Raw genomic sequence first — 5,001 nt, 5'->3', positions numbered from 1 at the left:
AAACCTGGTACCAAGCACCACGCCAGCAGTGACCAGCGTCACCGACACCATCGACACCACCACCGTAAAATTGAGCGCAACCGCCACAGCGGCCGAAGGCGGCAACGTCGTCTACACCGCAACCGTCGGCGCACCTGTCACCGGTTCGCCTGTCGTCGTGACGTTGGCCAACGGTCAGAACATCACCATCGCAGTCGGCCAGACCACCGGCACCGTAACCGCTGTCGCTCCAAACGATGCGCTGACCGGCCACGCTCCGATCACCAACTCGATCACTGGCGTAACCGGCGGCAACTTCGAAAACCTCGTCGCCGACAAGACTCCGGTCAGCACCACCGTGACCGATACCGTCGACACCACCAACCTGTCGCTCAGCGCGACCGGCTCGGTAGCCGAAGGTGGCCAGATCACCTACACCGCGACCCTGACCAACCCGGCCGGCTCACCGGTCACCGTGACCCTGAGCAACGGCGCTGTCATCACCATCAAAGCAGGCGAAACCACCGGCACCGTGAACGTTCCAGCGCCGGCCGACGACGTCTACAAGGACGCCGGCTCGGTACAGGCAACGATCGCCAGCGCCACCGGTGGCAACTTCGAAAACCTGGTACCGAGCACTACGCCAGCGGTGACCAGTGTCACCGACACCGTCGACACCACCACTGTCAGCATCAGCGGCAGCAGCTCGGTAACCGAAGGCCAGACCGCCAGCTACACCGTCAGCCTCAATCACCCGGCGCAGACCGAAGTGACCCTGAAAATCGTCTACAGCGGCACCGCTGCCGACGGTTCGGACTTCACCGGCGTGTACACCGTGAAGATCCCGGCGGGCGCCAGCAGCGCGCAGTTCAACGTCGCCACCCTCGATGACAAGATCACCGAAGGCACCGAGAACTTCGTGGTCAAGATCGATTCGGCTACTGGCGGCAACTTCGAGAACCTCGCGGTCAGCAGCACCAATGGCAGCGTCAGTACCTCGATCATCGACAACGATGCGCCACCGGTGCTCGATCTGGACGCCAACAACTCCAGTGGCGCGACCGGTGCCGATTACAAAGTGACGTTCACCGAGAACACCCCGGGCGCCGGTGTGTCGATCGCTGACACCGACCTCAGCATCACCGACCCGGACAGCACCATGCTGACCGGTGCCACCGTGGTGCTGACCAACCGTCAGGACGGCGATGCGCTGAACCTGGGCAACAGCGTCAACGGCATCACCATCAATGCCAACAGCACCAACGGCACGGTGACTTTGACCCTGTCGGGTAACGCGACGCTGGCCGATTACATGCAGGCCATCAAGAACATCAACTTCACCAACAGCAGTGAAAACCCGAGTACCGTGCCGCGCGTCATTACCGTGACGGTGACCGATGGTGGCAACTACTCGAACACCGCGACCACCACGGTCAACGTGGTGGCGGTCAACGATGCACCGGTCGCCGCGCCGAGCAACGTCACCGGCACTGAAGACACGCCGCTGGTCCTCGGCTGGGCGACCTTCGGCGTCAGCGATGTCGATAGCCCGGCGAGCAGCCTCGGGATCAAGATCACTCAGCTGCCGGGCGAGGGCAAACTGCAGTATCTGGACGGTTCGACCTGGAAAGACGTGGCCAACAACCAGACCTTCAGCAAGGCCGATATCGATGCCGGCAAGCTGCGCTTCCTGCCGGACGCCAACGAATCGGGCACCAACGGTTACGGCGGCACCGGTCTGGGCAACAATCAGGCGGACTACGCGCAGATCAAGTTCCAGCCTAGCGACGGCCAACTGCTGGGCAACACCGGCACCGTGAAGATCGACATCACGCCAGTGGCGGATGCACCGACCGTGGCCGTGGCCGACAACAGCGTTAAATCCACTGGCCTGATCAAGGAAGTCTGGACCGGCCTCTCGGGCCTGGGCACTGACGGCAGTGGCGCGAACTCGACCACCCTGAAAAACGTCATCGACGCGGCCGGAAAACCGAATTCCAGCACCAACGTCACCAACGTGCAGTCCGACGGTAGCGTCGCCGCCGGCACGGCGTCGAAGACCTCTGGCCTGATCTACCTCGAAGCCGGTAAAACCTACAGCTTCAGCGGCATTGCCGACGACAGCCTGCTCATTACCATCGGCGGCAAGAGCGTGGCTTCGGGCACCTGGGGCGCGGGCGGTGCCATCAACGGCTCGTTCACCCCGACCACCAGCGGCTACTACACCCTCGACATCTACCACCACAACCAGAGCGGCCCGGGCAGCTACGACGTCAACCTGTCGGTCAACGGCAGCACGCCGATCGACCTGAGCAATGCCGGCGTGCCGATCTACACCGGTGTGCAGGATCTGATCAACTCGGGCGTCACCGTCTCCGATCTGCACGGCACCAACGGCGAAGGCTATTACGACGGCTACAAGCTCAACACCGGCGCCGAAGGCACCACGGTGAAACTGTCGGCGATCAGCACCGCGCTGACCGATACCGACGGCTCGGAAACCCTGAGCGTGAAGATCAGCGGCGCACCGGTCGGCTCGGTGCTCAGCGATGGCGCGGGCCATTCTTTCACCGTTACCACGAGCAACGGCGAAGCCAACGTCACCGGCTGGAACCTCGGTTCCCTGACCGTGACTCCGCCGACCTACTACAACGGTCAGTTCAACCTGACCGTGACCTCGACGTCCACCGAACAGGTCGGCGGCTCGGCGAGCAGCACCGCGACCATTCCGGTCACGGTAGTGCCTGCGGTATACAACGCGGTCACCGCCACTTCGGGTGACGACACCGTCACCGGCACCGACGGCAATGACATCATCGTCGCTGACATCGGCGGCCTCACCGTGGTCCCGGGCACCAACTACAACATTGCGTTCATGGTCGACAGCTCCGGCAGTATGAGCAGCTCGTCGCTGAACGCCGCGAAGGACTCACTGACTTCGGTGTTCAACAGCCTCAAGCAGAGCCTGGGCGGCAGCAACTCGGGCACCGTGAATATTTTCCTGGTGGACTTCGATACCCAGGTCAACAAGTCGGTGTCGGTGAACCTCAACGACCCGAACGCGCTGGCGCAACTCAAAGCCGTGCTGGACTCGATGGGCTCCGGCGGTGGTACCAACTACGAGGACGTGTTCAAGACCACGGCCAACTGGTTCCAGAGTGCCGATGCCGTGGCCAACACCGGGGCGAAGAACCTCACTTACTTCATCACCGACGGCCAGCCGACTTACTACCAGAGCGGCGAGCAAACCAACCCGACGCTGTACGGCAACGTGAAGCTCGATGACGTGGTGAAAACCAGCAACTACAAGCCGGGCGACACCTTCAGTACCTACATCGACAACACCCACGCGTTGACGATCAACAGTGCCGGCACCGTGACTCTGCAGACCTACAGCTCATGGTGGGGCTGGAGCAGCAGCAATCTGGGCACCATCCATGCGCAGGGCGACGGCACTTACGAGTTGTCGAACCTGGCAGGTACCGGTAACAGCACCAACACTTCGACGAGCAGCAACTCGGCCAGTGGCTTTGCCTTGCTCAGCGGCCTGTCGAACGTTGAAGCCATTGGTCTGAACAGCGGCGTCACTCTTGATGACCTGAAACCGTACGATTCGGATAAAACGCCGCAGACCAACATCGATCCGAAAGATCTGGCCAACTCGATCATCGGCCATACCGAAGCGACGATGCCAGGTAACGACACCGTCAACGGTGGCGAAGGCAACGACATCCTGTTCGGCGATCTGGTCAGCTTCAACGGCATCGCCGGCGAGGGTTACCAGGCGATGCAGGCGTTCGTCGCCAAGGAAACCGGCGTCGAGGTCAGCAAAGTCAGCACCAGCAACGTGCACCAGTACATCACTGAACACTACCAGGCGTTCGATGTGTCCGGCGCACACGACGGCAACGACACGCTGCTCGGTGGCGCAGGCAATGACATCCTGTTCGGCTCAGGCGGCAACGACCTGCTCGACGGCGGCAAAGGCAATGACATCCTGCTCGGCGGCAGCGGCAAGGACACGCTGATCGGCGGTCAGGGTAACGACATCCTCATCGGCGGTTCCGGTGGTGACACCTTCGTCTGGAAATCGGGCGACACCGGTAACGACGTGATCAAGGATTTCAAAGCCAGCGAAGGCGACCGCATCGACCTGCGCGACCTGTTGCAGGGCGAGACCGGCAGCACCATCGACAACTTCCTGAAAATCACCACGGTCGATGGCACGTCGTCCCTGCAAGTCAGCTCGGCGGGCAAATTCAACTCGGGCGATGCCGCTGCGGCGACGCCGGATGTGACGATCAAACTGGAAGGCAACAATTGGGCGAGCGCCAACCTGCACAACCTGATTGCCGGTAGCGATCCGACTATCAAGGTCGATCACAACAATAGCTGAGGCTGAAACAAAAACGGCCGCCTCCGCTGAGGCGGCCGTCGCGTTTGCGGGCAATGCAGCGGTGACGATTTCATCGTCGCCCCGCATACTGGCGCGCAGTTGGCTATGCTGCTGACAGCATGACGCTGTTCATTTGTGAGGGATGCTCAATGTTTTACGTGCAACGCGATGCGCAGGGCCAGTTGATTCGCGTGGAAGCTGCGGCGTACGCCGAGGCCACGGAAACGCTGCCCGCCGACAACCATGAGATTCAGGCGTGGTACGCCAACGAAGCCGTGGAAAACAGCCTCAGACAGCTCAAGCAGAGCGACTTTGAAATGATTCGGGTACTCGACGACCTGATTCAGGTGCTGACCCAGAAAGGCGTGATCCGCGTCACCGACCTGCCGGCGGCAGCCCAGGCCAAACTGATGGACCGCACCCAGGCACGTGAAGCGCTGGGCGGATTGAGCCAGTTGATCGATGAGGACGAGAGCGGGTTGATCTGATCCAGCCAAGATCAAAAGCTTACCCTCACCCCAGCCCTCTCCCGGAGGGAGAGGGGGCCGACCGAGGTGTCTTGCGCCTTGCATCGACCTGAAAAACCGGGTCGATTATGGATTCAAAACGAATCGCTCACGTCGGTG

General features: G+C 61.6%; 1 protein-coding gene and 1 pseudogene. Both read left to right on the top strand.

The annotated features are described in order from the left end of the window. Window positions 1-4,375 (top strand): annotated as a pseudogene (locus GXB78_RS27910) (LapA family giant adhesin); the annotation flags it as partial. 149 nt (window positions 4,376-4,524) lie between these two features. Further along, on the top strand, window positions 4,525-4,863 hold the full coding sequence (locus GXB78_RS27905; protein ID WP_329517849.1) for a tryptophan synthase subunit beta: 339 nt from the start codon (window positions 4,525-4,527) through the stop codon (window positions 4,861-4,863). The last annotated feature ends 138 nt before the right edge of the window (window positions 4,864-5,001 follow it).

This window comes from Pseudomonas moraviensis subsp. stanleyae, from assembly GCF_036283065.1.
In the GTDB taxonomy this organism is placed as follows: domain Bacteria; phylum Pseudomonadota; class Gammaproteobacteria; order Pseudomonadales; family Pseudomonadaceae; genus Aquipseudomonas; species Aquipseudomonas stanleyae.
Note: the sequence above shows the minus strand (reverse complement) of the source record. Positions and strands in the feature narration are given on the sequence as shown.

Excerpts from the sequence above, each read along its gene's own strand:
- GXB78_RS27905 (WP_329517849.1), top strand. The coding sequence starts at position 4,525 with ATGTTTTACGTGCAACGCGATGCGCAGGGCCAGTTGATTCGCGTGGAA.